Source organism: Streptomyces sp. NPDC002773, assembly GCF_040295605.1.
GTDB lineage: Bacteria > Actinomycetota > Actinomycetes > Streptomycetales > Streptomycetaceae > Streptomyces.
This window is the reverse complement of sequence record NZ_JBEOVO010000004.1, coordinates 70,986-96,886: the sequence shown is the minus strand read 5'-3', so window position 1 is coordinate 96,886 and position 25,901 is coordinate 70,986. Positions and strand designations below refer to the sequence as shown.

The following is a 25,901-nucleotide window of genomic DNA, read 5'->3' as shown; positions in this document are numbered from 1 at the left end:
GGACGCTTCTTTTACGCGCCACAAATCACGCTTCACGTCCCGAGCACGACCCCTGCGCGTCCCCCACTTCCGTGCGTGGGCGGGTGCCGCCCGCTTGATGCTTCCGCCCTTCTGGTCCTATCCTGAGTTTGTGCCGCTACTAAACAAAGTACGGACGGCCGCATCGGGGGGCCCCGGCGGAGACACCGCCACCCGCTCCCTGTCCCGCCTCCGCCTCGCCCTGACCCTCTTCTTCGCACTCGACGGCTTCCTGTTCGCCGGCTGGGTCGTCCGGATCCCCGCCGTCAAGCAGCAGACCGGCGCCTCGGCCGGTGACCTCGGCCTCGCCCTCCTCGGGGTGTCCGCGGGCGCCGTGATCACCATGACGCTGACCGGCCGGCTCTGCCGCCGTTACGGCTCCCACGCCGTCACCGTCGCCACCGCCGTTCTCCTCTCCCTGTCGGTCGCCCTGCCGGCGCTCACGCGTTCCCCGCTGGCCCTCGGCCTCGTCCTGCTCGTCTTCGGCGCCGCGTACGGCGGGATCAACGTCGCCATGAACAGCGCCGCCGTGGATCTCGTGACCGCGCTCCGGCGCCCCGTGATGCCGAGCTTCCACGCCGCCTTCAGCCTCGGCGGCATGATCGGCGCCGGCCTCGGCGGGCTGCTCGCCGGGAGCCTCTCCCCGACCACCCATCTCCTCGGCCTCACCGTCGTCGGCCTGGTCCTGACGGCTCTCGCCGGTCCCGTACTCCTGCGTCACCCCTCCCCCGCCCCGCCGCCCGAGTCCCTCGCGCCCGCCGAGGCCTCCGACGGCCCGTCGCGGGGCGGGACGCGCCGTACCGTGCTCGTCTTCGGGGTCATCGCCCTCTGCACGGCGTACGGCGAAGGCGCCCTCGCCGATTGGGGCGCCCTCCATCTGGAACAGGACCTCGGTGCGCACCCCGGCGTGGCCGCCGCCGGGTACTCCGTCTTCGCGCTGGCCATGACGGTGGGACGCCTGACCGGCACCGCCCTGCTCGAACGCCTCGGCCAGACCCGCACCCTGGTCGCCGGTGGCGCGACGGCCGCGGGTGGGATGCTGCTCGGCGCGCTCGCGCCGACCGTCTGGGCCACACTCCTCGGCTTCGCGGTCACCGGCCTCGGTCTCGCCAACATCTTCCCCGTCGCCGTGGCCCGCGCGGGCGCCGTCGCAGGCCCCAGCGGGGTGGCGACCGCGTCCACGCTCGGCTACGGCGGAATGCTGCTCGGGCCGCCGTCCATCGGTTTCCTCGCCGACTGGTTCTCGCTGCCCCTCGCGCTCACCACAGTTGCGGTGCTCGCCGCCGGTGCGGCGGCGATGGGTTACTGGGCCCGGAACGCCGGAGACCCTACGACGAGTTGAGTGGCCGCCCCGGTCGGGCCGGGGCGGATCAGCCGCGCGGCAGCAGGCCCACGTCCTGGCCCAGGCGCCGGGCGGCCGTCGAGAAGAAGGTGTCGCGGTCCTCGACGACGCGGTGGAACTGGCCGAAGACCTCGAAGGACACGAGGCCGAAGAGCTGCGACCAGGCGGCGACGAGCGCGACGGCGAGGGCCGGGGGGAGGTCCGGGGCGATGTCGGCGGCGATGCGGTCGGCTTCGGGGCGCAGGGCCTCCGGGAGCGGGGGGAGGGCTACGCCCTCGCCGGTGTGCGCCCCGCGGGCGATGTCGATGAGGACGAGACCGACGCGGGCGGCAGGGGCGACGGTGTCCTGGGGCGCGGAGTAGCCGGGCACCGGAGAGCCGTAGATGAGGGCGTACTCGTGCGGGTGCGCGACCGCCCAGGCGCGGACCGCCCGGCAGACGGCGGTCCAGCGGTCCAGGGGGCGCAGCGCCGGGTTCTCGGCGGCGGCGGCCTCCGCCGCGGCGCCGACGGCGTCGTAGGCGTCGACGATCAGGGCGGTGAGCAGGTCGTCGCGGCTCGGGAAGTAGCGGTAGAGCGCGGAGGACACCATGCCCAGCTCGCGGGCGACGGCGCGCAGGGACAGCTTCGCGGCGCCTTCGGCGGCGAGCTGACCTCGGGCTTCGTCCTTGATGGCGGCGGTGATCTCGATACGGGCGCGGGCGCGGGCCCCTCGGACGGTCGTCATGGAGAGCAGTGTGCCATTTTCGGAGCACTGAGACGAAGTGAGAGCGCCGCTCTTGTTTGAGGCCTCTGCTTCGTGCACACTGATCTCAAGCGAGAGCGGTGCTCACGCTTTGCTCCGCAGGCCGCCCCGGATTCCCCAGGAGGAACACCATGAGCGCTCAGCCCCTCAGCCCCACCGCCCACGTCATGAAGCCCGGCTGGATCACGGTGAACGTCCTCAACCGCGCCGTCGCCTGGATGACCCGGCGCGGCATCAGCGTCTGGGGCTCCCGGGTGCTCGCCGTCCGTGGTCGCAAGAGCGGCGAGTGGCGCCGCACCCCCGTCAACCTCATGACGATAGACGGCGCCCGGTACCTCGTGGCGCCCCGTGGCCACGTCCAGTGGACCCACAACATGCGGGCCTCCGGCGGCGGGCAGCTGATCCTCGGCAAGCACGTGCAGGAGTTCACCGCCGTCGAGGTGGCGGACGACGACAAGCCCGCGCTGCTGCGCGCCTACCTCAAGCGCTGGAAGGCCGAGGTCGGTGTCTTCTTCGGCGGCGTCGGCCCCGACTCCTCCGACGCCGAACTGCGCGCCGTCGCCCCGAAGCACCCCGTCTTCCTCGTCACGACGACGGGCCCCACCACCCCCGCCGCGTGAACCGGCCGGAGCGGCGGAGCCCGTCCGCTGTCTTGCTCACCTGTGTAGCGCCGTCGCGCCGAGGCGTCAGGATGCTTCCGGCGCCTTGGGAGACTCCGGAGCCCCGGCGCTTCTGGGGGCCTGGGCAGACTCGGGCGTCCGTGCGTCTTCCGCCGCCTTCGTCCCGTCCGTGCCGCCCTCGCCCTCCGGGGCCGACCGCTCCCGCTGTCCGACGCCGCGACCCGCCGGTCCGACACCGGACTCGGTGTCCATCCGCCGGTCCAGCACCTCCAGCGCCCTCCGGGCCAAGCCGTTCGAGCGGACCATGCCGCCGAGCGTCGCCGAACCCCGGGTGATGTCCGCGAACGCGTTCCACGCCGGCCGCAGCCCCGTGATCGTCGCGTGCAGCAGCCCCGGCCGCCGCTCGAACAGGGCGAGCATCCGCCGCCCGACCGCCATCTCGACACCCAGCCCGGCCTTGATGGCGAAGGCGTAGTTCAGGGCCTGGCGCCGGGCGTCGACCGCGTCGCCCGCCTCGGCCACCCGTACCGCCCACTCGCCCGCGAGGCGGCCCGAGCGGAGCGCGTACGAGATTCCCTCCCGCGTCCACGGCTCCAGGAGACCGGCGGCGTCGCCGCAGACCAGGACCCGGCCACGGGAGAGCGGAGAGTCGTCGGTGCGGCACCGCGTCAGGTGCCCGGAGGAGATCGAGGGCTCGAAGCCGGACAGGCCGAGCCGGGCGACGAAGTCCTCCATGTACCGCTTGGTGGCGGCGCCCTCGCCGCGCGCCGAGATGACGCCGACGGTCAGCGTGTCGCCCTTCGGGAAGACCCAGCCGTAACTGCCGGGCATCGGGCCCCAGTCGATGAGGACGCGGCCCTTCCAGTCCTCGGCCACCGACGGCGGCACGGGGATCTCCGCCTCGAGGCCCAGGTCGACCTGACCGAGCTTCACCCCTACATGCGCCCCTATGCGGCTCGCGCTGCCGTCGGCACCGACGACCGCGCGCGCGAACACCGTCTCGCCGTCCGCGAGGACGACGGCGACGGTCCGGCGGTCCGGGACGGCCGGACCGTGCTGCTCCACCCGGCTCACCGTGGCACCCGTCCGCAGCTCGGCGCCCGCCTTCTGCGCGTGCTCGACGAGCTGGGCGTCGAACTCGGGGCGGTTGATGAGCCCGAAGAGCATGCGGCGGGACCGGCGGGTGCGGGCGAAGCGTCCCTGGAGGGAGAAGGTGACGGCGTGCACCCGGTCCTGGAGGGGGAGTTCGAAACCGGGCGGCAGCGAGTCGCGGGACGGGCCGATGATGCCGCCGCCGCACGTCTTGTAGCGGGGAAGCTCGGACTTCTCCAGGAGCAGCACCCGGCGTCCGGCCACGGCAGCCGCGTAGGCCGCGGTCGCGCCGGCCGGGCCCGCGCCGACGACCACGACGTCCCAGACGTCCGCCTCCGAGTCGACCGTCGCACCGTCCCCCACGTCGGAGGTCGCGTACACCTCCGCGTCTTCCGTCGGCTCCACGTCCGCCGCCCCGTCCGCACCGATGCCCTCAGGAGCCGCACCTTCGGGCGCGGTGTTCTCCGGACCGGCGTTCTCTGCGTGCTCGCTGCTCACGATGTGCTTCTGCTCCTGATCCGACCGGTGGTCTGCTCCTGACGCATCCTACGGCGCGGTACCCGAAGGCCCGCGCCGTAGGATCGGCGGTGCGTTCGCCGTACCACGACATACGCCGAACGCCGTCCTTACGTCGTAACGTCGCACCCACCAGGAGCGTGCCCATGACCTCGAATCCGATCGCCGAGACCGTACGGTCCCTGATGCCCCGGGCCAAGGCCGAGCTCACGGAGCTGGTGGCCTTCGAGTCGGTGGCGGACGAGGCCGTGGCGCCGCGCAGCGAGTGCGAGGCGGCGGCGAACTGGGTCGCGGACGCCCTGCGCGCCGAGGACTTCCAGGACGTGGCGCTGCTCGACACCCCGGACGGTTCGCAGGCGGTGTACGGCATACTGCCCGGCCCGGCCGGAGCGCCGACCGTCCTCCTCTACGCGCACTACGACGTGCAGCCGAAGCTGGACGAGTCGGCCTGGCTCACCCCGCCGTTCGAGCTGACCGAGCGCGACGGGCGCTGGTACGGGCGCGGCACCGCCGACTGCAAGGGCGGCTTCGTCCTGCACCTGCTCGCGCTGCGGGCCCTGAAGGCGAACGGCGGCGTTCCCGTGACGGTCAAGGTGATCGTCGAGGGGTCGGAGGAGCAGGGCACCGGCGGTCTGGAGCGGTACGCCGAGGAGCACCCCGAACTCCTCGCCTCCGACGCGATCGTGATCGGCGACGCCGGCAACTTCCGGGTGGGCCTGCCGACGGTGACGGCGACCCTGCGCGGGATGACGATGATCCGGGTGGGGATCGACACCCTGGAGGGCAACCTGCACTCCGGTCAGTTCGGCGGCGCCGCGCCGGACGCGCTGGCCGCGCTGATCCGCGTCCTGGACTCGCTGCGCGGCCCGGACGGTTCGACCGTCATCGACGGCCTGCCGTGCGACAAGACCTGGGAGGGACTGCAGTACCCGGAGGAGGACTTCCGCCAGGACGCCAAGGTCCTCACGGGCGTGGACCTGCCGGGCGCCGGTACGGTCGCCGACCGGATCTGGGCGCGCCCTGCCGTCACCGTCATCGGTATCGACTGCCACCCGGTGGCCGGGGCGACTCCTTCCATCCCCTCGTCGGCCCGCGCCCAGATCAGCCTGCGGGTGCCGCCGGGCCAGGACGCGGCCGAGGCGACGAAGCTGCTCTTCGCGCACATCGAGAAGCACACGCCGTGGAACGCCCGGGTCTCCCTCGAGCAGGTGGGTCAGGGCCAGGCGTTCCAGGCGGACACGTCGAGCCCGGCGTACACGTCGATGGCGGAGGCGATGCGGATCGCGTACCCCGGTCAGGAGATGCAGACGGCGGGCATGGGCGGTTCGATCCCGCTGTGCAACACGCTGGCGTCGCTGTACCCGGAGTCGGAGATCCTGCTGATCGGTCTGAGCGAGCCCGAGGCGCAGATCCACGCGCCCAACGAGTCCGTCTCGCCCGAGGAGCTGGAGCGGCTCTCGGTGGCGGAGGCGCACTTCCTCCTCAACTACGCCCGCTCCAAGCAGGTCTGACGAAGGGTCGGGGACGGGGTCCGGGTTCTGGGTGCCGGGTTCTGGGTTCAGCGTTCGGCGAAGCTCGCCGAGAGCGTAGAGGCATACGGCGGGCCTGCGTGGAAGCGTAGGTTCGCCGTATGGAACTCACCCGGATCACCCCGCGCCTGCACCTCCTCGACTTCTCCATCGGCCAGGCCTACCTCTGGCAGGACGAGGAGGAACTGACCCTGATCGACGCCGGTTGGGTCGGCACGGCGACCGGGACGGCGGCGGCGATACGCGCGGCCGGTCTGGACCCGGACCGGCTGCGGCGCATCGTGCTGACCCACTGCCACCGTGACCACGTGGGTTCGGCGCGGGAGCTCGCGGACCGGCACGGGGCGGAGGTCCTCGCGCACCGGCTCGACGCTCCGGTGGTCCGGGGCGAGGCGCCGGTGCCGGAACCCGACCTCCTGGACTGGGAGGTCCCGCTGTTCGCGCACGGCATGACCGTGCCGGAGGCGCCGCCGACGCGGGTGGACCGGGAGGTCGAGGACGGCGAGGAGCTCGGCTTCGGGGACGGCGCGGTGGTGGTCCACACGCCGGGGCACACGCCCGGCTCGATCGCGGTGCATCTGCCGCGCCACGGCGTGCTGTTCACCGGGGACACGGTGGCGTCCGTCCAGGGCGTGACCTTCGGTGTGTTCCATGTGGACCGCGCGCTCGCGCTCGACTCGATGCGGCGCCTCGCGAAGCTCGCCCCCTCGGTGCTGTGCTGCGGCCATGGCGCTCCCGTGACCGAGGACGCGGCGGCCCTGCTCGCCGCGGCGGCCGGATAGGTCCGGCGCCCGTCAGCCCACCGGGTCCCCCGCCTCCAGGTTGAGCACCGTGCCGCGCTCGCGGGCGCGCAGGGCCCAGCGGAGGCGGCGGTAGCGGACGGGCGGGAGGAGGTCGGCGGCCTCCTCCTCGGTGACGAAGCGCCAGCCGCGCAGTTCGGCGCCGGGGAGGCGGAGGCGGGCGGTGTCCTCGGTGCTGAGCCTGCCGCCGTCGAAGAGGAGGCGCAGTCCTCCGTAGCCGGGGGGCTGGGGGCGTTCCCAGTCGACGAGCAGGAGGCGGGGCACGGCGTCGAGTTCGAGGCCTATCTCCTCGGCGACTTCGCGCATTCCGGCGCGGGCCGGGGGTTCGCCGGGTTCGACGATGCCGCCGGGGAACTCCCAGCCCGGCTTGTAGGTGGGGTCGACGAGGAGGAAGCGGTCCTGCTCGTCGAAGAGCAGGACGCCCGCGGCGAGGGTCTCGCCGGTCGGGTCGGGGGTCTGGACGATGCCGCAGGGGGTGACGAGCCCGGTCCGGACCGCGTCGGCGACGGAGCGGGCGGCCTCGGCGGCGGTGAGCGCCGAGGTGTCGACGGTGTACGCGTCGGCGGCGAGCCAGTCGAGGGCGGCGCGGTAGGGCGCGAGGTGTTCGTGGCACCACTCGCGCACGCGGGCGTCGACCTCGGGATCGTCGTATTCCGACCGGCTGTCTATCCGCTCCCGCAGGATCGTTTCCTCCGGGGCGAGCAGGATGTGGCGGACCTCGATGCGGCGGGCGGCGAGCCCCCCGAAGATCTCGTCCCGGTACTCCTGCCTGAGCAGGGTCATGGGAACCACGAGGACGCCCCCCACCTCGGCGAGCAGCGCGGCGGCGGTGTCGACGACGAGGCGGCGCCAGATCGGCAGGTCCTGGTAGTCCTCGACCTCGGCGAGCCGCTTGGCCGGGAGGAGACGGCGCAGTGCCCCGCCAGTGGCCTCCGGGTCGTACAGCGTGCTGTTCGGGATCAGATCGACCAGCTCGCGCGCGGTGCTGGACTTTCCCGCGCCGAACGCACCGTTGACCCAGACGATCACGATTCCCCCTCTTCGGTAGCCCCCAGTGGCTTGCCCGCAACACCCTGCCACGGAAACCACGAACACATGTCTCGGCATGTGCGTGACACTTCCGCGCGGCCGTCGTTGAGAACGGCAAGCACGAGGGGGTGCGGAGATATGAGTCGTATGGTTCTCGAACGTTTTCCGGCCGGCGGCCCGCGGGGCAGCTGGCCGGCGGAGGAGTTCGCCATCGCGCGGCGCGACGAGGGTGTACCGGCCCGGGTCGTGATGGACCTGGAGTCCGACACGTTCCTGGTGGTCGTGGAACAGCGGACGGCGGAGCGGGTACGGAGGGAGTGACGGCGGGGCAGCGACGGCGTGCCGTGCGCCTGGCCCTGGGCGGTGTTCGCGCCGGCCCGTGCCGGAGTCGGCACGTCCTGACCCCGCGGGGCCCTCACTCCGGACGGTTGAAGCGGCGTGCGGCCCACAGCAGGGCGAGGGTGCCGCTGACGAGGAGAAGGCCCGCTTCGAGAGGGAGAGGCGGTTGCCAGCCGCCCCACTCGATGCCGGCGACGGCCTGCTGGTCGGGGACGCGATGGCTGATGCAGCGGCGGAGGAGGTCCACCGCGTAGGCCAGGGGGTTGGCGCCGGCGAGGGCCTGGGCCCAGCCGGGCAGGGAGTGCAGCGGGAAGAAGCCCCCGGAGAGGAACAGCAGCGGCATCATGATCAGGCCGAGGAAGGTGTGGAACGTCTCGGGCCTGCGGAGGGTGACGGCCAGGGCCAGGGACAGGGTCGTGATGGTGAACGAGGCCAGGATCATGCCGCCGAGGAGCAGGAGCAGGAGGACCGGGTCGTACGGGATGCCGACCGTGCCGGCGAGGCCGAGCATGACGGCGCCTTGGACCGTGGCGGTCAGGGTGCCGCCCGCGCAGTTGCCCAGGAGGAGGGTGGAGCGGCTGACGGGGGCCATGAGGAGCTCGCGGAGGTAGCCGCTCTGCCGGTCGGTGATCAGGCGGATGCCGACCAGGATGGCCGGTGCCTGCACCGTCATCATCAGCATGCCGGGGAACAGATAGGTCTGGTAGCCGACGCCCAGGGAGGAACGGGGGATGAGGGCGGCGAGGCCGCCCCCGAGGATGAGGAGGTAGAGCATCGGCTGGAGCAGCATCAGCGCGGTGTGGGCGCGTTGACCGGCCAGGCGCAGCATGTCGCGGTGGATCAGGGCGTGGATCGCGCGCAGTTCCCGCCGCAGGCGTGCGGGCCGTCCGCCGCCGGACGTCCCGAGGGCGTCCGGAGTCTCAGCGGTGCCAGGGGCCTTCAGGGTGACTGTGGTCATCGGACGCCGCCGGTCTCTGACGTGGTGTCGCACGGGGTGGGGCCGGCCGGCGCGTTGCCGCGCCCGGTGGTGCCGAGGCTGCGGCCGGTGTGGTGGAAGAAGACGTCGTCGAGCGTGGGTGGGGCCGCGGAGGCGGCGTGGACGGCGATGCCGTGGCGTTCCAGTGCCGCGCAGAGGCGGGGGATCCAGGTGCTGCCGTCCGGGATCCGCAGGGAGACGCCGGCCGTGTCCACGGTGACGGCGCGGTCGGGTTGGACGAGGGCGCGCACGACGTGTTCCGCCGTCGTGTCGTCGCTGGTGCGCAGGACGACCCGGTCGTCTCCGATCGCGGCCTTCAGTGTGCTCGGAGTGCCCTGTGCCACCACGCGACCACCGTCGATGATGGCGATGCGGTCGCAGTTCTCCGCCTCCTCCAGGTAGTGGGTGGTGACGAAGAGGGTGCTGCCGTGCCGGTCGCGCAGGACGCGGAGGTGGTCCCAGACCTGGACGCGGGCATGGGGGTCGAGGCCGGTGGTCGGCTCGTCGAGGAACAGCACGCGGGGGGAGTGCAGCAGGGCGCGGGCGATCTCCAGGCGGCGCCGCATGCCGCCCGACAGGGTCCGTACGGGGGAACTCCTCCGGTCGGTCAGCCCGGCCGTCTCCAGTACCTCCGCGGCGCGCAGGCGGGCACGGCGGCGGGGCAGCCCGTAGAGGCGGGCGTGGATGCGGAGGTTCTGTTCGGCCGTCAGGTCCGCGTCCACAGCGCTGTTCTGGAAGAGCATGCCGACGTGTCGGCGTACCTGGTGGGGTTGGGTGAGCACGTCGGCGCCGGCGACCGTGGCGTGACCGGCGGTGGGGCGGGCCAGGGCGCACAGCATGGCGATCGTGGTCGACTTCCCGGCTCCGTTCGGGCCGAGGAAGGCGAACGTCTCGCCCTGCGACACGTCCAGGTCCAGGCCGCGTACCGCGTGGGTCGTGGTGCCCTGCGGGCCCGGATAGCTCTTGGCCAGGCCACGCATGCTGATGGCGTACCCGGACTCGGGTCCGCGCCGGGCGGCCGGCGGGCTGGTGGCGGCGGCGGTCAGGAGGGCTGCCGGGGCAAGGTCGTCGCCGGCGGGTGGCTGCATGGGTCTGGTCCTCGTCTGGGGGTGCGTCCTCCGCGGCGGACGGCCCCGCCTCGTACAGGACGGTGGACATCCGGCCGGCGGCTTCCCGGGTTCAGCCGCCGACCGGATGGTGGTGCCTGAGTTACGCGCAGCTGATGCCGATGCAGATCGTGTTGAGGAGGGTCAGCAGACCCACGCAGTCACACGTCGCGGCGTACGGCGCTCCGTCCACGCCGACGGGGTCGGTCTCCGGAAGGGCGTGGAGACGGGCGAGCAGTTCGAGGTCCTTGTTCTCCATGGACGTGCTCCTTCTTGCGTTGAGCGGGCGGCAGACTTCCTGCCGCTCAGACCGGCGGCTGGACCATCCAGTGCCGGGGGTCGGTGTGGTGGATCCGCAGGAGGAAGGCAAGGATTCCGGCGGATCCGTCGCTCCAGCTGGTCGAAACGTCCCCGTACTCGGTGGGGAAGACCACGTGGGCGTCGCGCTGGGCCCGCTCGCAGACGATGAGACGGGCCAGGTCTTCGGCCATGGCGCGGTAGACGGGGTCACCCGTGGCGGCGGCCATGTCGAGGAGGAAGTCGCCGTTGCCCGCGAGCCCGTGGCACTGGGCGAGTGCGGCGCGGGAGGCGCGCTCGGTGACGGCGTGCGTGGCGCGGCGGGCGAGGTCGCCGAACCTGTCGTCCCCGGTCGCCTGCCACAGGCGGACGAGGAAGGTCCCGATGCCCGCCGCTCCGTGGCACCAGTACGGGGCCGTGGGCACGTCCGATGCCTGTGAGGGCCATTGGGCCGCCTCGCCGACGCGTACGGCGGTGGCCACCAGGTGCTCGCCCACCTCCACCGCGAGTTCCATGTGGTCCGCCCGCTCCGAAACGGCCGCGGCGGCGAGGAGGAAGCAGCCGATGCCTGCGGATCCGTGGGCGAAGCCGAGGTACCGCGCGCCGGCCTCCGGGGAAGCGGCTTCCCCGGGCACCGGCCAGCCCACCCCGTGCTGGTCACGCCGTGCGGCGGCGGTCAGCCGGTCGGCCGCGTCGGTGGCCAGTTCGGCGAAGCGCGGGTCTCCGGTGCGGTGCCACAGGTGGAGGGCGGCCAGTCCACTGCCCGCGCTGCCGTGGGTGATGTCGTAGTGGGGTGTCGCCTGTTGCGGGGCGAGGGCCAGGGCCAGGGCATGGTCCGTGAGTGCCCGGTCGTCGAGGGCGCGCCCGGCGTCGTACAGGGCCCAGGCGGTTCCCCGGCCGCCGAAGTGCAGCCCCGGACGGGTGGAACGGAGGTCGGTGCGGTCCGCGATCCAGTGGCCCGCGGTGGAGATCAGCCCCGGCAGGCGGGCGTCACCGGTCAGCTCCCAGTACCGCGTCAGTACGGCGAGGACGCCGGCCGCGCCCTGCTGCACGGTGCACGGGTCGGCCTCCCCCGCCATGGTGGACACGGGCCACAGCCGCCGCTCGTCCGCCGGATCGATCGAGTCGACGAGGTGATCCACGATTCCGGAGACCGCGGCTTCCCGGCTGTCGGCCCGGCCGTCGGTCCGGCGGTCGTTCCGGCGGTCGTCCCGGTCGTCGGTCCGGGTCGCGTGGGGTACGGCGTGGTTCTCCGTCCGCGCCGGGAGCACCCTCCGGAGCGTCTCTCGGGCCCTGGCCGGGTCCCAGCGGTCGGCGGGATCGTCCTTCGTCAGACCGAGGATCATCTCCGTCAGGGCGTCCGGCAGCCGGAGCGGCCCCGTACAGGCGGCCAGCCACGCGGCGAACCGCTGCTCCATGGCCCTGGTGTCGGGCTCCTCGGGGAGCAGGTTCGGTACCTTGCCCGCCAGGACGAAGCAGGCGGTGGCGCCGAGGCTGTAGTAGTCGGCGGTCGGACTGACGGGTGCGTCGGCCAGGCGCTCGGGGGCGCTGAATCCGGGGGTTCCCACCCGGGTCGGGAGGGCGGCCTCGTCCTCCAGGACAGCGAGTTCGAGGTCGATGAGGCGCAGTTCGCCGTCCGGGCGGACCATGACGTTGGCCGGGGTGAAGTCGCGCAGGACGCAGCCGCGGGCGTGTGCCGCCGCGACCAGGTCCACCAGGCGGCCGACCTGGGCAAGGGCGTCGGTGCGGTAGCTCTCCCCTCCGACGTCGCGGAAGTGCTCGGCGACCCAGGTCCGCAAGGTGACGCCCGGCACTTCCTCCTGAGCCAGGAACAGGTGCCCGGCGTGCTCGAACAGCTCCACCGGCTCCGGGGCCAGCCCGGTGCCCTTGAGCTTCTCCAGGGTCTGGGCCTCGGCGCGCAGCCAGTCGCGGACGTCGCAGCCGGAGGCGTCGGCCTCCACGTGCGGCCGGGCCTCCTTGATCACCACGGGGGCGTTCGTACGGACATCGGTGCCCCGGTAGACGCCGCCCTTGTTCGTGTGCCGGATCGCCTCCCGTACCGCGAACCGACCCCCGAGGACCACGGGACCGCTCGCCTTCTCCACCGCGCGCGGCGCGTCGGGCACCGAGGCGGGGAACGGGCAGACCGCCCAGGGGGGAGGGCAGTACTGGCCGGTGCGCTTGTCCTCCACGGGGTTGCCGTCGGGGTCCTCGATGAACCACACCAGGAGGCCGTCGTCCGACAGGCGGCGCCGCCCTACGAAGGCCCCGTAGCGGTAGTGGACCAGGGAGTGCGCGGCGTAGGCCTGGTCGGACAGGATCCGGGGGCCGGCGAGCCCCGCCGTGGCGAGGTGCAGCTCCTTGGCGAGCCGGGCCGCCTCTTCGTCGCAGCTCGGGTAGACGGTGATGAACTTGCCCGAGCTTCCTCGGGGGGTGGCGCGGGAGTTGAGCGCGCTCACCTGGTCGAGGGACCGGGCGAACTTGAACGTCGACTCCCCCCGCAGCAGCACGTCCAGGGCCTTCTCGAGGACCGTCGGCGCGGAGGCCGCCGTCGCCGAGAGGTGCAGCTTCCACCCCTGCTCACGGCGCGTCCCGGAGCCGGGCGTCACCCGGCACCACATGTCGTCGGAGTCGGCCGTCCAGCGCTCCTCCGTACCCGTGGCGACCAGCGCCTCGCGGAGAATGCCTTCCAGTTCGACTTCGGTTACCTGGATCGTCATTCACGTCCCTCTCAACGGTGCGGACCGCTGATCGGAACGTGCCCGGTGACATAACCGGACCAACACATACTCACTCGGATTCACTTGATCCGACGAGCGCACAGCGCGCGGGGCTCCCTCCGCGATTGCGCCCCGTGCGGAGCCGGGCGCCTCCTCAGCCCTTCGCGCTCCCCGCTGCCGCCGCCGCGCCCAGCAGGCCCGCGTCCGTGCCCGTGGCGGCGGGGACGACGCGCAGGTTCCGGACGAAGGAGAGCGTGGCGTACGAGGCGAGGCTGCGGCGGAGCGGCGCGAAGAGGACCTCGCCGGCGCCCGCGACCCCGCCGCCGACGACGGCGATGTCGATCTCGACGAGGGCCGCCGTCGCGGCGATGCCCGCCGCGAGCGCCTGGGCCGCCCGCTCGTACGAGGCGACGGCGACCGGGTCCCCCGCGAGTGCCGCGGTGGCCACGGCCGCGGCGGAGACATCGCCGTCGGGCCCCGGCCGCCAGCCGTTCTCCAGGGCGCGGCGGGCGAGGTGCGGGCCGCTGGCGACGCGTTCGACGCAGCCGCGGCCGCCGCAGGCGCAGGGCTCGCCGTCCATGTCCACCACCATGTGGCCGATGTGACCGGCGTTGCCCGTGGGGCCCGGGTGGACCTTGCCGCCGAGGACGAGACCGCCGCCGACGCCCGTGGAGACCACGAGGCAGAGGGCGTTGTCGTGGCCCCTGGCGGCTCCGAGCCAGTGCTCGGCCGCCGTCATGGCGACGCCGTCGCCGACCAGGGTGACGGGCCGTCCGCCCGTCGCCCGGTGGACCCGATCGACCAGGGGGAAGTCGCGCCAGCCGGGCACGTTGACCGGGCTGACGGTCCCCCGGTGGGCGTCGACGGGGCCCGCGCTGCCGATGCCGACGGCGCCGGCGGCCTCCCACAGCGGCGAGGCCGCGAGGTCGGCGAGCACGTCCTCGACCGCCCCCATCACCGTCTCGCCGTCCTCACGCGCGGGCGTGGGTCGCTGGGAGCGCGTGCGGATGCGGCCCTCGCCGTCGACGAGGGCACCGGCGATCTTGGTACCACCGATGTCGAGGGCGGCGACGAGACCGCCGGCGGGGCCCGGGGCGGGATCGGTCTGCATGGCGCGGGGTCTCCAAGCGGCGGGCGGAACGGTGCTGGGTACAGTCTCCCGCCCGGTGACAACGTTGTCCAGGCCCTATGCTTCCCCCAGAGGACCCACCCCGATCTTCGACGGAGGAACCGCGCATCGTGGCCGACATCGCCCGCCGCCCCGAGCACCGCTACGGCAACCGGCCCACGATGAAGGACGTCGCCGCGCGCGCGGGCGTCGGTCTGAAGACGGTGTCCCGGGTCGTGAACGGCGAGCCGGGGGTCACCCCCGACACCGAGCGCCGGGTCCAGGAGGCCATCGAGGTCCTCGGGTTCCGCCGCAACGACAGCGCGCGCGTCCTGCGCAAGGGCAGGACCGCGACCGTCGGCCTCGTCCTGGAGGATCTCGCCGACCCGTTCTACGGACCGCTCAGCCGGGCGGTCGAGGAGGTCGCCCGGGCGCACGGCGCCCTGCTCATCAACGGTTCAAGCGCCGAGGACCCGGACCGGGAGCAGGAGTTGGCGCTCGCCCTGTGCGCGCGCCGGGTGGACGGTCTGATCGTCATCCCCGCAGGTGACGACCACCGGTACCTGGAGCCCGAGATGAGGGCGGGCGTCGCCACCGTCTTCGTCGACCGTCCGGCGGGGCTCATCGAGGCCGACGCCGTGCTCTCGGACAGCTTCGGCGGGGCGCGCGACGGGGTGGCCCATCTGATCGCCCACGGGCACCGCCGGATCGGCTTCATCGGTGACCGTCCCCGTATCCACACGTCCGCCGAGCGGCTGCGCGGCTACCGCGCGGCCATGGAGGACGCGGGTCTGCCGGTCCGGGACGCCTGGGTCTCGCTCGGGTCCACGGAGCCCGGGCGGGTGAGCGCGGCCGTACGGGACCTCCTGGCCGGGCCGGAGCCGGTGACGGCGCTGTTCGCGGGGAACAACCGGGTCACGGTCACGGTGGTCCGGGCCCTCGCCGGGCAGGAGCGGCCGGTGGCCCTGGTCGGCTTCGACGACATCGAGCTGGCCGATCTGCTGGGCATCACGGTCATCGCGCAGGACGCGGCCGCGCTGGGCCGGACGGCGGCGGAGCGCCTGTTCCGGCGCCTCGACGGGGCCGACGAGGCGCCGCAGCGGGTGGTGCTCGGCACCACGCTCCTCGCCCGCGGGTCGGGCGAGATCGCACCGCCGACCGCCTGAGGCCGCCCCCCGGTTTGTGGGCATGCGTGTACGGTCCTGGCGGGTGCCGGGGCGCAGGGGGCGGCGGCGCCGCCAAGGGCGCCGTCCCGTTGCCCACCCGTCCCGCCCCGGCGGGGCGATTGCCCACAACGGGGGGACGGGAGCCACCGGAGGCGGCCTGCTGGGCGGCTGTCCAGCAGGCAGCGCGATTCCGTCCCGCCGTCCTGCTACTCGGCGGAAGCCGTCAGGTCGCCGCGGCGCGGGGCCGCGAAGCGGTCGAGGGCGGCTCGGTCCATGCCGGTGAGCACGTCGACCTCCGCGGTGTCGAGGGCGCCGCAGTCGATGCCGCGCAGCAGGTAGGAGCTGAGGGCCTTGGCGGTGGCGGGCTCGTCCATGACGTCGCCGCCCGCGTGGTTGGCGTACGCGGAGAGGCGCTTGGCGGCGGCCTCGAAGCCCTCGCGGTAGAAGGCGAAGACAGCGGCGTAACGCGTGGGGATGTGGCCCGGGTGCATGTCCCAGCCCTGGTAGTAGGCGCGGGAGAGAGCACGGCGGGTGAGGCCGTAGTGGAGGCGCCAGGCCTCGTGGACGTGCTCGGTGGAGCCGACCGGGAGGACGTTGGTGGAGCCGTCGGAGACGCGTACGCCCGTGCCGGCGGCCGCGACCTGCATGATCGCCTTGGCGTGGTCGGCGGCCGGGTGGTCGCTCGCCTGGTAGGCGGCGGAGACGCCGAGGCAGGCGCTGTAGTCGAAGGTTCCGTAGTGCAGTCCGGTGGCGCGGCCTTCGGCGGCGCCGATCATGCGGGCGACGGCGGCGGTGCCGTCGGTGGCGAGGATGGACTGGCTGGTCTCGATCTGGATCTCGAAGCCGAGACGGCCGTCGTCGAGGCCGTGGGCCTTCTCGAAGGCCTCAAGGAGCCGGACGAAGGCGGTGACCTGCTCGGGGTAGGTGACCTTGGGGAGGGTGAGGACGAGCCCCTCGGGGAGGCCGCCGTTCTCCAGGAGGCCGGTGAGGAAGACGTCGGTGGTGCGGATGCCCCGGTCGCGTACGGCCGACTCCATGCACTTCATCCGGATGCCCATGTACGGGGCGGCCGTGCCGTTCCCGTACGCCTCGGAGATCAGCCGGGCGGCGCGGGCGGCGTCCTGATCCTCGTCGGCGCCCGCGTATCCGTCCTCGAAGTCGACCCGGAGGTCCTCGATGGGCTCGCGCTCCAGCTTGGCGCGTACGCGGCCGTAGACATCCTCGGCGAGGTCGTCGGAAAGGCCGAGGACGGCGGCGAAGGAGGAGGCGTCGGGGGCGTGCTCGTCGAGCGCGGCGAGGGCCTGGTCACCCCAGGAGCGGATGGTTCCGGCGTCGAAGACGTTCCCGGGGACGTAGACGGTGTGGACGGGCTGGCGGGTGCCGGGGTCTCCCGGGTAGCGGCGGTCCAGCTCGGCGTCCACCGTGGCGAGGGAGGCGCTGATGCCCTCGCTGACCGCGCCCGCGAGGCTTGTCGACACCTTCTCCTGCTGACCCATCCCACATCCTCCTGTTTTCCGCTTCACGGAATCAACAATCCGTATAGCGAAGTTAATAGTCGGTCGGGACCTGCGTCAATGGTTGTCCGAAACGGCCGGGGGCCGCGCGGTGATCATCACCACGCGGCCCCCGGGCGCGACAGAACTCGCAGGTCAGCCCTTGCGGGTCTTGACCTCTTCGGTCAGCTGCGGGACGACGTCGAAGAGGTCGCCCACCACGCCGTAGTCGACGAGGTCGAAGATCGGCGCCTCGGCGTCCTTGTTGATCGCGACGATCGTCTTGGAGGTCTGCATGCCCGCGCGGTGCTGGATCGCGCCGGAGATGCCGGACGCGATGTACAGCTGCGGCGAGACCGACTTGCCGGTCTGGCCGACCTGGTTGGCGTGCGGGTACCAGCCGGCGTCGACGGCGGCGCGGGAGGCACCGACGGCCGCGCCGAGGGAGTCGGCGAGCGCCTCGATGATGGCGAAGTTCTCGGCGCCGTTGACGCCGCGGCCGCCGGAGACCACGATCGCGGCCTCGGTCAGCTCGGGGCGGCCGGTCGACGCGCGCGGGGTACGGGCGGTCACCTTGGTGCCGGTGGCCAGGGCGCCGAAGGAGACCGTGAGGGCCTCGACGGCGCCGGCGGCCGGGGCGGCCTCCACGGGGGCCGAGTTCGGCTTGACCGTGATGACCGGGGTGCCCTTGGAGACACGGGACTTGGTGGTGAAGGAGGCGGCGAACGCGGACTGCGTCGCGACCGGGCCCTCGTCACCGGCCTCCAGGTCCACGGCGTCGGTGATGATGCCGGAGCCGATGCGGACCGCGAGGCGGGCCGCGACCTCCTTGCCCTCCGCGGAGGACGGGACCAGGACGGCGGCCGGGGACACCGCCTCGTAGGCGGCCTGGAGGGCGTCGACCTTCGGGACGACGAGGTAGTCGGCGAACTCGGGGGCGTCGGCGGTCAGGACGCGCGTGGCACCGTGCTCGCCGAGGACGGCGGCGGTGTCGGCGGCGCCGTTGCCCAGCGCGACGGCGACGGGCTCGCCGAGGCGGCGGGCCAGGGTCAGCAGCTCCAGGGTGGGCTTGCGGACGGCTCCGTCGAGGTGGTCGACGTAGACGAGAATCTCAGCCATGGGACTTCAATCTCCTGCGAACGAAAGGGACGGTCTGAGGGGCTCGCGCGAGCCTTAGATGAACTTCTGGCCCGCGAGGAACTCGGCGAGCTGCTTGCCGCCCTCGCCCTCGTCCTTGACGATCGTGCCCGCGGTGCGCGCCGGGCGCTCCGCGGCCGAGTCGACCGCGGTCCAGGCGCCGGCGAGGCCGACCTCGTCCGCGTCGATGTCCAGGTCGTCCAGCTCCAGGGACTCCACCGGCTTCTTCTTGGCGGCCATGATGCCCTTGAAGGAGGGGTAGCGCGCCTCGCCCGACTGGTCCGTCACGGACACGACGGCCGGGAGGGAGGCCTCGAGCTGCTCGGAGGCGGTGTCGCCGTCACGGCGGCCGGTCACCTTGCCGTCCTCGATCTTGACCTCGGAGAGCAGCGTGACCTGCGGGACGCCCAGACGCTCGGCGAGGATCGCCGGGAGGACACCCATGGTGCCGTCGGTGGAGGCCATGCCGGCGATGACGACGTCGTAGCCGGTCTTCTCGATCGCCTTGGCGAGCACCAGCGAGGTGCCCATGACGTCGGAGCCGTGCAGGTCGTCGTCCTCGACGTGGACGGCCTTGTCGGCGCCCATCGAGAGCGCCTTGCGCAGCGCGTCCTTGGCGTCCTCGGGGCCGACCGTGAGCACGGTGACCTCGGCGTCGTCGGCCTCTTCGGCGATCTGCAGGGCCTGCTCGACGGCGTACTCGTCGAGCTCCGACAGCAGGCCGTCGACGTCGTCGCGGTCGACCGTCAGGTCGTCCGCGAACTTGCGGTCTCCGGTCGCGTCGGGCACGTACTTCACACAGACAACGATCCTCAAGCTCACGCCGGCTCTCCTACTGCATCGTCATAACTGGGCTGCCTTGTTGCTCGCAGCATAGGCGCCTGAAGGGCGGGTTTCCGGTCGGGGCGCCGGACGCCCCGACCAGATATTACTCGCCAGTACACCCAGTTCGTTACGAGTAAGCAAGCGCTCAGGCATGTGATCTGGCCAACGCGCGCGGAGTGGCCCCTGCGGGAACTCTCAGTCGCGCAGCGCGTTGAAGCGCCCGTGGTGGTAGAGGAGCGGCCGGCCCGCCCCGTCCGGGTCGCCCGCGACCGCCTGCGCGATCACGATCCGGTGGTCCCCCGCGGGCACCCGGGCCACCACGCGGCAGACCATCCAGGCCAGTACGCCGTCGAGTACGGGCACCCCCTCGGGCCCCACACTCCAGCGGGTCCCCTCCCCGAAGCGGTCGGCGCCGCTGCGCGCGAAGGTGGCGGCGAGCTCCTGCTGGTGCTCGCCGAGTATGTGCACGCCGATGTGTTCGGTCTCGGCGAGCACGGGCCAGCTGGAGGAGGTGGTACCCACCCCGAAGGAGATCAGCGGGGGGTCCGCGGCGACGGAGTTGAGCGAGGTCGCGGTGAAACCGACCGGGCGCTCGCCGTGCGCGGTGACGACCGCGACACCGGCCGCGTGCCGGCGGAAGACGGAACGGAGCAGATCGGGAGAGGCCTGCCGGGGGGCGCCGATGGTGGGGACGGCGCGGAGCTCGGGCGAAACCGTCATGGAGTTGTCCTTCTGCGAGGGCGTCATGAGAGAAGTCCTGGGTCGTCAGAGACCCGGACAGCGCGCGCTCGCGTTGCGGGCCAGGTCCACATGGGGCCGGCCGTGGAGAAGGAGTTCTGGGGGCACTCCGCCAGGGTGACGATCGTTGCCTCGTGCAGTCAAGTGCGTACCGGGATGTGGGAGAAGTGTCACGGCGTCAGACCGCGCGCCCCAGGGCGGCGATGACGTCCACCCTGCGGGGCTGCCCTGCGGCCCGTCGGACGACGCGGCCCGTCCGGTCGAGGACGAGGACGGTGGGGGTCCGCGCGATGCCGAGCTCGCGTACGAGATCGAGCCGTTCCTCGGCGTCGATCTCCACGTGCCCCACGCCCGGCACCATCGCGGCGACCTCGGCGAGGGTGCGGCGGGTGGCCCGGCAGGGCTGGCAGAAGGCGGTGGAGAACTGGACGAGGGTGGCCCGCTCCCCCAGTGCGACGCCGAGCACCTCGGCGCCGAGCACGACGGGTCCGGGCACGTCGGGTCCGGGCGCGACGGGTCCAGGCGCTCCGGCTCCGGGCGCGACGGCTCCAGGCGCTCCGGGTCCGGGCTGTTCCTCGGTCACTCCTCTTCCCCTTCCTCTCCCTCTCGGCCGCGTCTCCCGGTGCAGCGTCGCACGGGAGCGTTCGATTCCCGCCACGGCGACCGCGAGTGACGAGAATCTCCCTGTACGAAGCTGCCTGGACTGGTCACGGCGGCCCACATGGGGCACGATCTGCCCAAAGCCGAAAACCTACGGCCGCGTAACTTCGCGGGGCGACCCATCCCCAGGTACACGAAGAAGAGGTTCCTCTCCGATGGCAGAACTCGTCTATCGACCGGTCGTCGGTGCCGCGCTCACCCTGTTCAAGGCACTCGACCTGAAGATCGACACCCAGGGTTCCGAGAACATCCCGCGGACCGGAGGGGCGGTGCTGGTGAGCAACCACATCAGCTACCTCGACTTCATCTTCACGGGGCTCGCGGCGCTGCCGCAGAAGCGCCTGGTGCGCTTCATGGCGAAGGAATCGGTCTTCCGGCACAAGGTCGGCGGGCCGCTCATGCGCGGCATGAAGCACATCCCGGTGGACCGCGCGCAGGGCGAGCACGCCTACAAGCACGCGCTCGAGTCGCTGCGGGCCGGCGAGATCATCGGTGTCTTCCCCGAGGCGACCATCTCCCAGTCGTTCACGCTCAAGGGCTTCAAGACGGGCGCGGCGCGCCTGGCGCAGGAGGCGGGCGTCCCGCTGATCCCGATGGCGCTCTGGGGCACCCAGCGGGTGTGGACGAAGGGCCGCCCGCGGAACTTCAAGCGGAGCCACATCCCGGTGACGATCCGCGTCGGCGAGCCCGTCGAGGCACCGGCCGACCAGTACGCGGGCGCGATCACCCGGCGTCTGCGCGAGCGCGTCCAGGAGCTCCTTGAGGCCGCGCAGCGCGCCTACCCGGTGCGCCCCAAGGACGCGAGCGACACCTGGTGGGTGCCCGCGCACCTCGGGGGTACGGCTCCGACGCCGGCCCAGGTCAAGGAAGCGGGCTGACACCCTCCCCGTTCGAACGCAGGACCGTTACTCCGGGTCCCGGACGGTGATCCGGGCTCCGGGGCTGAGCTTCCCCAGCGACTCGGCGAGCTCGGCGCCCGCCGCGAGCAGCTCGTCCCGGGTCATCGGGGCGAGCGACTCGAGCAGGAAGACCGCGTCGACCGTGTCGTCGTCGATGCGGGTACGGGGACCCTGGCGCCAGTTCCAGCGCCGGCAGGTGACCCCCTCCTCGTCGCACCAGACGATCTCGCCGGGCTCGGGGTGCTCCACCGTCTCCACGCCGCCCGCCGTGGTGACGAAGGGCTCGTCGCCGGTGGCCCGGACCAGGCGCATGGCGCCCCGGATCCTGCCCAGGTCCTCGCCGCCGACCGGGATGAGGTGGGCGACGCTGATCGCGTTGTAGGCGTCGACGAGCCGGTTGATCCGGGGCAGCCCGCCGTCCGCGAGCGCCCGCCGGGCCAGCGCCTCGGCGGAGTTGCGGGTACGGGAGGGCTTGGCGCCGAACGCGGTGTACGCGGCGCGCCAGGCGGCGATGTGCGGGTCCTGGTCCGGGGTCCGCCCGTCGAGGCGCTCGGCGAGCCGCCGCGCGGCCTCGTCGAGGAGGGCCGAACTGGTCTCGTCGCTGGGCCCGTTGACCAGACCGCGGGCCTCTATCGCGAGTGCGGTGAAGCCGGGGACGAGGGTGCGCACCTCGTCGGAGACGGTGAGGGTGAGAGTCATGGTCCGCCGTTTCGCTGGAGTCTCGCTGGAGCTGGGACTGGGGCCGGGGCTGGTGCTGGAGTACGGGGTCAGAGCTCCGTGGGGAGCGTCCGCCAGAGGGCCGGCCCGTCGGGCGCGGCGCGCAGCGCGTCCAGAACGACCGGATGCGGTTCAGTGTAGAGCACCGGATAATCCACTTCATTGAACTCCGGGCGTACGGTCCAGACCAGCCGCTCCTCCGTCAGGGAGAACTGGGCGTCCATGCCGGGTTTGTTGCCCCGTACGTCTTGCCGGGCCCAGCCCCGCCCGCCGGGCAGCAGGACCGCGACGAGACCGTGGATCACGGGGTCCGAGCCGTCGTCGTCGGCGAGCCGCTGGTAGCAGAGGGCCGCCGGAATGCCGCGGGCCCGCAGGAGCGCGGCGTACGCGATGGACTTGGCGTAGCAGATGCCGGTCCGCCGCTCCAGGACGTCGGAGGCCCGCCAGGTGACACGGAGATCTCCCGTGTCCATGGAGTGCGGGACGGTGTCACGTACGTGTACATAGGCCGCTTCGGCGTATGTGTATGCGTCGGGGTGGTCACCGGAGAGTCGGTGCGCGACCGCCTGGACCACCGGGTGCTCATGGTCGATGGCGTCGGTCGCAGCCAGATAGGCGGCGATGTCGGGGCTCTGCTGGACGAGTTCCATGCGAGGCAAGCGTAGGGAAACGGCCGGACGGAAGTCAATTACTTTCCGTCCGGCCGTATATTCATGCAGTTGTCAGTGGGTGCGGGCGAACTCTTCCTTCAGCGCCTGGAGGAAGGCGTCGACGTCTTCCTCCGTGGTGTCGAAGGCGCACATCCAGCGCACGTCCCCCGCGGCCTCGTCCCAGAAGTAGAAGCGGAAGCGCTCCTGGAGCCGCCTGCTCACCTCGTGCGGCAGCCGCGCGAAGACGGCGTTGGCCTGGACCGGGTAGAGGATCTCCACCCCGTCCACCTCGCGCACCCCCGCCGCGAGGCGCTGGGCCATCGCGTTGGCGTGGCGGGCGTTGCGCAGCCACAGGTCCTTCGCGAGGAGGGCCTCCAGCTGCACCGACACGAAGCGCATCTTCGACGCGAGCTGCATGGACAGCTTGCGCAGGTGCTTCATGTGGCTGACCGCGTCGGGGTTGAGGACGACCACGGCCTCGCCGAAGAGCATGCCGTTCTTCGTGCCGCCGTACGAGATGACGTCGACGCCCACCGCGTTGGTGAACGCGCGCATCGGCACGTCCAGCGAGGCGGCCGCGTTGGCTATCCGGGCCCCGTCGAGGTGCACCTTCATGCCCTTGGCGTGGGAGTGCTCGACGATCGCGCGGATCTCGTCCACCGTGTAGACGGTGCCCAGCTCCGTGTTCTGGGTGATCGAGACGACCTGGGGCATCGCCCGGTGCTCGTCCTCCCAGCCCCAGGCCTGCCGGTCGATCAGCTCGGGGGTGAGCTTGCCGTCCGGGGTCGGCACGGTGAGCAGCTTGAGGCCGCCCATCCGCTCCGGCGCCCCGCCCTCGTCCACGTTGATGTGCGCGGACTCGGCGCAGATGACGGCGCCCCAGCGGTCGGTGAGCGCCTGGAGCGCGGTCACGTTCGCCCCGGTGCCGTTGAAGACCGGGAAGGCCTCGGCGCTGGATCCGAAGTGGCCGTGCATGACGCGCTGGAGGTGCTCGGTGTACTGGTCCTCGCCGTAGGCGACCTGGTGGCCGTCGTTAGCGAGGGCGAGGGCGGCGAGCACCTCGGGGTGGGCGCCGGCGTAGTTGTCGCTGGCGAAGCCCCGGACCGACGGGTCGTGGTGCCGACGCGCGTCGGTCCTGGGGCCGAGGGCCGCGGTCACGGCTTGGGGGTCAGCCACAGACGCTGTCCATTCACTTCCTGGGCGGGCCTGTCCCACAGGCCGGCGATCTCGTCGGCGAGATCGCCGACGTCGGTGAAGCCCGCGAACTTCGCGTTGGGGCGTTCGGCGCGCATGGCGTCGTGCACCAATGCCTTGATCACCAGGATCGCAGCCGCCGCCTGGGGGCCGTCGTCGCCCCCCAGCTTGCGGAACGAGTCCGCCATGGCGAGGGTCCACGCCTCCGCGGCGGCCTTGCCCGCGTTGTACGCGGCGTTGTTGGCCAGCGGCTTGTGCGCGCCGACCTGGCTGATCAGGGCGTACCGGCCGCGTCCGCCGCTGCGGAGCAGGCCGTCGTGGAAGGCGAGCGAGGTGTGCTGGACCGTACGGACGAGGAGCTTCTCCAGGAAGTCCCAGTCCTTGAGGTCGGTCTCCATGAAGGAGCCGCTGCCCCGCCAGCCGCCGACCAGGTGGACCAGGCCGTCGATCCGGCCGAACTCCTTCTCGGTCTTCGCGGCCCAGTCGCGCGTGGCGTCCAGGTCGAGGAGATCGACCGTGTCGCCGACGACGGTGGCGCCGCCGTGGGCGTACCGGGCGGCGTCGACGGCCTCCGCGAGGCGGGTCGGGTCGGCGTCGGAGCCGACGACCGTCGCACCCGCCTCGGCGAGGCGCAGCAGGGCAGCCTGGCCCGCGGGGCCGGCAGCGCCCGCGACCGCGATGACGGCGCCTTCGAGCGGCCCGCCGTTTCCGTTGGCGTTCATGGGCGACGCCTCCTCCGTGTCCTCCGTACGAGCGCTCACGCGGCGGCCCGCTCGGTCGGCGAGACGTCGGCGGCCGTGATGCCCTTGGTGTCGGCGATCACGCCCTTCAGCTTCTTGGCGAGTGCCTCAAAGAACATGCTGAGCGGAAACTCGTCCGGAAGCACGTCGTCGACGAGCTTGCGCGGCGGGAGCGACAGGTCGAGGGCGTCGGGGCCCTTGGCCCACTTCGATCCCGGGTGCGGGGCGAGGTAGGTGGAGACGAGCTCGTACGCCTTGAACCAGTGGACGAGCTTGGGACGGTCGATGCCGTCGCGGTAGAGGGTCTCGATCTCGGCGCAGAGCTGGTTGGTGACCTCGGGGGCCCGCTGCCAGTCGATCTTCAGGGTGTTGTCCGTCCAGCGCACCACGTCGTGCTTGTGGAGGTACGCGAAGAGGAGCTGGCCGCCGAGACCGTCGTAGTTGCGGTTGCGGTCGCCGGAGAGCGGGAAGCGGAACATCCGGTCGAAGAGCACGGCGTACTGCACGTCACGGCCGTGCGCGTTGCCCTCGGCCTCCAGCTTCACGGCCTCCTTGAAGGCGGTGAGGTCGCAGCGGAGCTCTTCGAGGCCGTACATCCAGAAGGGCTGGCGCTGCTTGATCATGAAGGGGTCGAAGGGCAGGTCGCCGTGGCTGTGGGTGCGGTCGTGGACCATGTCCCAGAGCACGAAGGCCTGCTCGCAGCGGCTCTGGTCGTCGATCATGGCGGCGATGTCCGCGGGCAGCTGGATGCCCAGGGTGTCGACGGCGGCCTCGGTGACCTTGCGGAAGCGCGCGGCCTCGCGGTCGCAGAAGATGCCGCCCCAGGTGAAGCGCTCGGGGGCCTCGCGGACGGCGATGGTCTCCGGGAAGAGGACGGCCGAGTTGGTGTCGTACCCGGCGGTGAAGTCCTCGAAGGTGATGCCGCAGAAGAGCGGGTTGTCGTAGCGGGTCGCTTCGAGCTCGGCGAGCCACTCCGGCCACACCATGCGGAGCACGACGGCTTCGAGGTTGCGGTCCGGGTTGCCGTTCTGCGTGTACATCGGGAAGAGCACGAGGTGCTGGAGCCCGTCGACACGGTCGGCGGCCGGCTGGAAGGCGAGCAGCGAGTCCAGGAAGTCCGGGACGGCGAAGCCGCTCTCGGCCCACTTGCGCAGGTCGGAGACGAGGGCGCGGTGGTAGGCGCCGTCGTGCGGGACGAGCGGGGAGAGCTGCTCGACCGCGGCGGTGACGCGGTCGAGGGTCAGCTCCACGAGGGAGCGGGCGGGTGCGCCCTCGGCCTCGAAGTCGATGGAGCCGTCCGTGCTCTGCCAGGCGCGGATCTCCTCCACGGCATCCTTGAGCTCGGGCCAGGCGGGGTGGTCGATCACCCGGGCGTCGAGGGATATCCCCCCACCGATCACGTCCTGCACAAGAATTTCCGTCATTCCTCTTCCTCCACAGGAGAACCT

25 protein-coding genes are annotated in these 25,901 nt (G+C 72.4%); 7 read left to right on the top strand and 18 right to left on the bottom strand.

From position 1 onward, the window contains the following. The first annotated feature begins 130 nt into the window (after positions 1-130). A complete protein-coding gene (locus ABT034_RS07455) occupies positions 131-1,360 on the top strand; it encodes an MFS transporter (protein WP_351212263.1) in 1,230 nt (409 codons plus the stop codon). Positions 1,361-1,388: 28 nt separating this feature from the next. Here the strand turns inward: ABT034_RS07455 and ABT034_RS07450 are convergent, their stop codons facing one another. Next, positions 1,389-2,084, bottom strand: a complete 696-nt coding sequence (locus tag ABT034_RS07450; protein ID WP_351212261.1) for a TetR/AcrR family transcriptional regulator — start codon at positions 2,082-2,084, stop codon at positions 1,389-1,391. A gap of 149 nt (positions 2,085-2,233) precedes the next feature. Between ABT034_RS07450 and ABT034_RS07445 the strand changes: the two genes are divergently transcribed. Further along, complete coding sequence (locus tag ABT034_RS07445) at positions 2,234-2,722, top strand: nitroreductase family deazaflavin-dependent oxidoreductase (protein ID WP_351212259.1); 489 nt, start codon at positions 2,234-2,236, stop codon at positions 2,720-2,722. Positions 2,723-2,788: 66 nt separating this feature from the next. Here ABT034_RS07445 and ABT034_RS07440 read toward each other — a convergent pair whose 3' ends face one another. Beyond that, positions 2,789-4,177, bottom strand: coding sequence for a geranylgeranyl reductase family protein (locus ABT034_RS07440; RefSeq protein ID WP_502972840.1), 1,389 nt, complete (start codon positions 4,175-4,177; stop codon positions 2,789-2,791). A gap of 299 nt (positions 4,178-4,476) precedes the next feature. Here ABT034_RS07440 and ABT034_RS07435 point away from each other — a divergent pair, with 299 nt between their 5' ends. Then, positions 4,477-5,841 (top strand): dipeptidase, encoded by a 1,365-nt coding sequence (locus ABT034_RS07435; protein ID WP_351212257.1) that lies wholly within the window; start codon positions 4,477-4,479, stop codon positions 5,839-5,841. Between the two features lie 119 nt (positions 5,842-5,960). Continuing rightward, entirely contained in the window at positions 5,961-6,641 is a 681-nt protein-coding gene (locus ABT034_RS07430; protein ID WP_351212255.1) for an MBL fold metallo-hydrolase, read from the top strand. A gap of 12 nt (positions 6,642-6,653) precedes the next feature. On the opposite strand, the gene ABT034_RS07425 is transcribed toward ABT034_RS07430, so the two are convergent. Then, a complete protein-coding gene (locus ABT034_RS07425) occupies positions 6,654-7,688 on the bottom strand; it encodes an NUDIX hydrolase (RefSeq protein ID WP_351212253.1) in 1,035 nt (344 codons plus the stop codon). A 138-nt stretch (positions 7,689-7,826) separates the two neighbouring features. On the opposite strand from ABT034_RS07425, the gene ABT034_RS07420 reads away from it, so the two are divergent. Then, a complete protein-coding gene (locus ABT034_RS07420) occupies positions 7,827-8,009 on the top strand; it encodes a DUF8839 family protein (RefSeq protein ID WP_351212251.1) in 183 nt (60 codons plus the stop codon). 94 nt (positions 8,010-8,103) lie between these two features. Here the strand turns inward: ABT034_RS07420 and ABT034_RS07415 are convergent, their stop codons facing one another. From ABT034_RS07415 to ABT034_RS07395, 5 genes are all read right to left on the bottom strand, one after another. After that, positions 8,104-8,985 (bottom strand): ABC transporter permease, encoded by an 882-nt coding sequence (locus tag ABT034_RS07415; protein WP_351212249.1) that lies wholly within the window; start codon positions 8,983-8,985, stop codon positions 8,104-8,106. Further along, a complete protein-coding gene (locus ABT034_RS07410; RefSeq protein ID WP_351212247.1) occupies positions 8,982-10,091 on the bottom strand; it encodes an ABC transporter ATP-binding protein in 1,110 nt (369 codons plus the stop codon). Before ABT034_RS07410 ends, ABT034_RS07415 begins: the two co-directional genes overlap by 4 nt. 121 nt (positions 10,092-10,212) lie before the next feature. Continuing rightward, positions 10,213-10,368, bottom strand: coding sequence for a VenA family class IV lanthipeptide (locus ABT034_RS07405; RefSeq protein WP_351212245.1), 156 nt, complete (start codon positions 10,366-10,368; stop codon positions 10,213-10,215). A 46-nt stretch (positions 10,369-10,414) separates the two neighbouring features. After that, positions 10,415-13,126 carry a class IV lanthionine synthetase LanL gene (gene lanL / locus ABT034_RS07400; protein ID WP_351212243.1) on the bottom strand — a complete coding sequence of 904 codons (2,712 nt, stop codon included), beginning with the start codon at positions 13,124-13,126 and terminating at the stop codon, positions 10,415-10,417. A 154-nt stretch (positions 13,127-13,280) separates the two neighbouring features. Beyond that, positions 13,281-14,237 (bottom strand): ROK family protein, encoded by a 957-nt coding sequence (locus ABT034_RS07395; RefSeq protein WP_351212241.1) that lies wholly within the window; start codon positions 14,235-14,237, stop codon positions 13,281-13,283. Between the two features lie 179 nt (positions 14,238-14,416). Here ABT034_RS07395 and ABT034_RS07390 point away from each other — a divergent pair, with 179 nt between their 5' ends. Next, complete coding sequence (locus ABT034_RS07390; RefSeq protein WP_351212630.1) at positions 14,417-15,400, top strand: LacI family DNA-binding transcriptional regulator; 984 nt, start codon at positions 14,417-14,419, stop codon at positions 15,398-15,400. A 206-nt stretch (positions 15,401-15,606) separates the two neighbouring features. On the opposite strand, the gene ABT034_RS07385 is transcribed toward ABT034_RS07390, so the two are convergent. The 5 genes from ABT034_RS07385 to ABT034_RS07365 form a co-directional block, all read right to left on the bottom strand. Next, entirely contained in the window at positions 15,607-16,896 is a 1,290-nt protein-coding gene (locus tag ABT034_RS07385; RefSeq protein ID WP_351212239.1) for a DUF6986 family protein, read from the bottom strand. Positions 16,897-17,049: 153 nt separating this feature from the next. Further along, positions 17,050-18,012 carry an electron transfer flavoprotein subunit alpha/FixB family protein gene (locus ABT034_RS07380; protein WP_351212237.1) on the bottom strand — a complete coding sequence of 321 codons (963 nt, stop codon included), beginning with the start codon at positions 18,010-18,012 and terminating at the stop codon, positions 17,050-17,052. Between the two features lie 54 nt (positions 18,013-18,066). Next, a complete protein-coding gene (locus ABT034_RS07375; RefSeq protein WP_351212235.1) occupies positions 18,067-18,852 on the bottom strand; it encodes an electron transfer flavoprotein subunit beta/FixA family protein in 786 nt (261 codons plus the stop codon). Between the two features lie 198 nt (positions 18,853-19,050). Further along, a complete protein-coding gene (locus ABT034_RS07370; protein WP_351212233.1) occupies positions 19,051-19,575 on the bottom strand; it encodes a flavin reductase family protein in 525 nt (174 codons plus the stop codon). A gap of 196 nt (positions 19,576-19,771) precedes the next feature. Further along, positions 19,772-20,089 (bottom strand): TlpA family protein disulfide reductase, encoded by a 318-nt coding sequence (locus tag ABT034_RS07365; protein ID WP_351212231.1) that lies wholly within the window; start codon positions 20,087-20,089, stop codon positions 19,772-19,774. A 319-nt stretch (positions 20,090-20,408) separates the two neighbouring features. Here ABT034_RS07365 and ABT034_RS07360 point away from each other — a divergent pair, with 319 nt between their 5' ends. Further along, positions 20,409-21,131: a lysophospholipid acyltransferase family protein gene (locus ABT034_RS07360; protein WP_351212229.1), complete on the top strand. Its 723-nt coding sequence runs from the start codon at positions 20,409-20,411 to the stop codon at positions 21,129-21,131. 27 nt (positions 21,132-21,158) lie between these two features. Here the strand turns inward: ABT034_RS07360 and ABT034_RS07355 are convergent, their stop codons facing one another. From ABT034_RS07355 to ABT034_RS07335, 5 genes are all read right to left on the bottom strand, one after another. Beyond that, on the bottom strand, positions 21,159-21,851 hold the full coding sequence (locus ABT034_RS07355; protein WP_351212227.1) for a B3/B4 domain-containing protein: 693 nt from the start codon (positions 21,849-21,851) through the stop codon (positions 21,159-21,161). 68 nt (positions 21,852-21,919) lie between these two features. After that, the gene (locus tag ABT034_RS07350; RefSeq protein ID WP_351212225.1) at positions 21,920-22,519 is read right to left on the bottom strand and encodes a transglutaminase-like domain-containing protein; all 600 of its coding nucleotides are present in this window, start codon (positions 22,517-22,519) and stop codon (positions 21,920-21,922) included. Positions 22,520-22,591: 72 nt separating this feature from the next. Beyond that, entirely contained in the window at positions 22,592-23,677 is a 1,086-nt protein-coding gene (locus ABT034_RS07345; RefSeq protein WP_351212628.1) for a threonine aldolase family protein, read from the bottom strand. Then, positions 23,674-24,435, bottom strand: a complete 762-nt coding sequence (locus tag ABT034_RS07340) for an SDR family NAD(P)-dependent oxidoreductase (RefSeq protein WP_351212223.1) — start codon at positions 24,433-24,435, stop codon at positions 23,674-23,676. Before ABT034_RS07340 ends, ABT034_RS07345 begins: the two co-directional genes overlap by 4 nt. Positions 24,436-24,470: 35 nt before the next feature. Continuing rightward, entirely contained in the window at positions 24,471-25,877 is a 1,407-nt protein-coding gene (locus tag ABT034_RS07335) for a DUF6421 family protein (RefSeq protein WP_351212221.1), read from the bottom strand. Positions 25,878-25,901: the final 24 nt, after the last annotated feature.

What these genes read in the sequence shown, in the direction of transcription:
- ABT034_RS07395 (WP_351212241.1), bottom strand. Translation starts at nt 14,237, where the DNA reads ATGCAGACCGATCCCGCCCCGGGCCCCGCCGGCGGTCTCGTCGCCGCC.
- ABT034_RS07435 (WP_351212257.1), top strand. Translation starts at nt 4,477, where the DNA reads ATGACCTCGAATCCGATCGCCGAGACCGTACGGTCCCTGATGCCCCGG.
- ABT034_RS07335 (WP_351212221.1), bottom strand. Translation starts at nt 25,877, where the DNA reads ATGACGGAAATTCTTGTGCAGGACGTGATCGGTGGGGGGATATCCCTC.
- ABT034_RS07450 (WP_351212261.1), bottom strand. Translation starts at nt 2,084, where the DNA reads ATGACGACCGTCCGAGGGGCCCGCGCCCGCGCCCGTATCGAGATCACC.
- ABT034_RS07340 (WP_351212223.1), bottom strand. Translation starts at nt 24,435, where the DNA reads ATGAACGCCAACGGAAACGGCGGGCCGCTCGAAGGCGCCGTCATCGCG.
- ABT034_RS07350 (WP_351212225.1), bottom strand. Translation starts at nt 22,519, where the DNA reads ATGGAACTCGTCCAGCAGAGCCCCGACATCGCCGCCTATCTGGCTGCG.
- ABT034_RS07410 (WP_351212247.1), bottom strand. Translation starts at nt 10,091, where the DNA reads ATGCAGCCACCCGCCGGCGACGACCTTGCCCCGGCAGCCCTCCTGACC.
- ABT034_RS07445 (WP_351212259.1), top strand. Translation starts at nt 2,234, where the DNA reads ATGAGCGCTCAGCCCCTCAGCCCCACCGCCCACGTCATGAAGCCCGGC.
- ABT034_RS07385 (WP_351212239.1), bottom strand. Translation starts at nt 16,896, where the DNA reads ATGGGTCAGCAGGAGAAGGTGTCGACAAGCCTCGCGGGCGCGGTCAGC.
- ABT034_RS07405 (WP_351212245.1), bottom strand. Translation starts at nt 10,368, where the DNA reads ATGGAGAACAAGGACCTCGAACTGCTCGCCCGTCTCCACGCCCTTCCG.
- ABT034_RS07390 (WP_351212630.1), top strand. Translation starts at nt 14,417, where the DNA reads ATGAAGGACGTCGCCGCGCGCGCGGGCGTCGGTCTGAAGACGGTGTCC.
- ABT034_RS07355 (WP_351212227.1), bottom strand. Translation starts at nt 21,851, where the DNA reads ATGACTCTCACCCTCACCGTCTCCGACGAGGTGCGCACCCTCGTCCCC.
- ABT034_RS07430 (WP_351212255.1), top strand. Translation starts at nt 5,961, where the DNA reads ATGGAACTCACCCGGATCACCCCGCGCCTGCACCTCCTCGACTTCTCC.
- lanL (WP_351212243.1), bottom strand. Translation starts at nt 13,126, where the DNA reads ATGACGATCCAGGTAACCGAAGTCGAACTGGAAGGCATTCTCCGCGAG.
- ABT034_RS07415 (WP_351212249.1), bottom strand. Translation starts at nt 8,985, where the DNA reads ATGACCACAGTCACCCTGAAGGCCCCTGGCACCGCTGAGACTCCGGAC.
- ABT034_RS07360 (WP_351212229.1), top strand. Translation starts at nt 20,409, where the DNA reads ATGGCAGAACTCGTCTATCGACCGGTCGTCGGTGCCGCGCTCACCCTG.
- ABT034_RS07370 (WP_351212233.1), bottom strand. Translation starts at nt 19,575, where the DNA reads ATGACGGTTTCGCCCGAGCTCCGCGCCGTCCCCACCATCGGCGCCCCC.
- ABT034_RS07380 (WP_351212237.1), bottom strand. Translation starts at nt 18,012, where the DNA reads ATGGCTGAGATTCTCGTCTACGTCGACCACCTCGACGGAGCCGTCCGC.
- ABT034_RS07420 (WP_351212251.1), top strand. Translation starts at nt 7,827, where the DNA reads ATGAGTCGTATGGTTCTCGAACGTTTTCCGGCCGGCGGCCCGCGGGGC.